This window comes from Vibrio sp. Vb1574 (genome assembly GCF_033338675.1).
Genome location: NZ_JAWOTC010000231.1, coordinates 1 through 1,351, shown reverse-complemented (window position 1 = coordinate 1,351; position 1,351 = coordinate 1). Strand labels below are relative to the sequence as shown.

Annotated in this window: 3 protein-coding genes; 2 read left to right on the top strand and 1 reads right to left on the bottom strand. The window is 45.4% G+C overall.

Features of this window, described 5'->3' with window-relative positions; translation table 11 throughout:
• Positions 1-511 (bottom strand): aromatic amino acid DMT transporter YddG (yddG, locus tag R7O12_RS25085; protein WP_318126766.1); only part of this gene is annotated, 511 nt, incomplete at its 3' end.
• A gap of 120 nt (positions 512-631) precedes the next feature.
• On the opposite strand from yddG, the gene R7O12_RS25080 reads away from it, so the two are divergent.
• Positions 632-787: a hypothetical protein gene (locus R7O12_RS25080; protein WP_020842294.1), complete on the top strand. Its 156-nt coding sequence runs from the start codon at positions 632-634 to the stop codon at positions 785-787.
• Between the two features lie 12 nt (positions 788-799).
• On the top strand, positions 800-1,351 hold a 552-nt coding region (elbB, locus tag R7O12_RS25075), incomplete at its 3' end, for an isoprenoid biosynthesis glyoxalase ElbB (RefSeq protein WP_318126764.1).

Genomic DNA, 1,351 nt, shown 5'->3' with positions numbered 1-1,351 from the left:
AAATCACCGCGCCAGTGAACGCCATGAAGTACACCAGCGGATTGCTGCTTACGTTCGAGATGATTTGTGTCGGGGATAAACCGTTATCGCCGCTCACTGTCCAAGCCACACCAATAAACGCGAGGGTTACTGCTGGATACAACAGCCAATTTGGCTTTTTGTTGCTACCCAACACTGCAAACAATACAGTTAGCGCGGGCCATAAATAGTTGACGATAGATACCTCAATCGCTTGAGCTCGCGAATTCGAATACCCAAGAGCAAGCGCAAGAAAGATCTCATAGCAAACAAACATTGCGCCCCCAACTATCAGATACTTCGGAGAAAAGTAAGACAACTTTGGGATGCCCACCACAATCAACAAAAAGATTGAACTTAGCGAATACAACATCGCCGCCCCACCTACTGGCCCTAAACTTTCGGTTACGAGCCTTGCAATACCCAGTAAGCAACTCCAAGAGAGGATGGCAATGCAGCCATAAAGTGTGAAGCGAAATTGCACGGATTTCATGTGACCTACTACTCACGAATGCCAAAGGAAACTTCAGCTTAACTCAAAAATGATCCGCTTCAACGTACTGTTTTATAAATTTCAGTATAAAAATGATTCTGTTATGCGTTTGGAGTCGATATGAAACACTTTCTACCATCGAGCGTCATGCTGACACCTTTTGTGGTCCGCTACTATGATGAAGAAGACGACGATCAAGAAATCGTCGAAACTAAGGCAAATGCTCAATCTCAATCCCCAAATATAAAAGAGCAACAAACGGAAATATCAGACTAAAGGAATCTTAAAATGAAAAAAGTCGCAGTTATTTTGAGTGGCTCAGGTGTTTATGATGGTTCAGAGTTACATGAAGCCGTGCTAGCCCTGCACGCCATCGAAAAAGCTGGTGCTACTTGGCATTGCTTCGCTCCAAACATTGATCAATTACACGTCATCAATCATCTCACTGGCGAAGAAATGGATGAGCCACGCAACGTGCTCGTTGAAGCGGCACGCATAGCGCGTGGAAACATTGAGGATGTGGCTAGACTGAACGTTGAAGACTTTGATGCGCTATTGTTACCAGGTGGCTTTGGTGCAGCAAAAAATCTGACTGACTTTGCCGTTTCTGGCGCGGAATGCTCGATTAATACACACGTTGCACAAGCTTGCCGTGCGTTCGCAAATGCCAACAAGCCTGCCGGTTACCTCTGCATTGCCCCTGTCATTATTCCTATGATTTACGAACATGGCGTAAAAGGCACAATAGGTAATGATGACGCAACCGCAGCTGCGTTTCACCAAATGGGTGGAGAGCACGTTGAATGTAACGTAGATGAGTATGTGTTTGACGAGAAACAC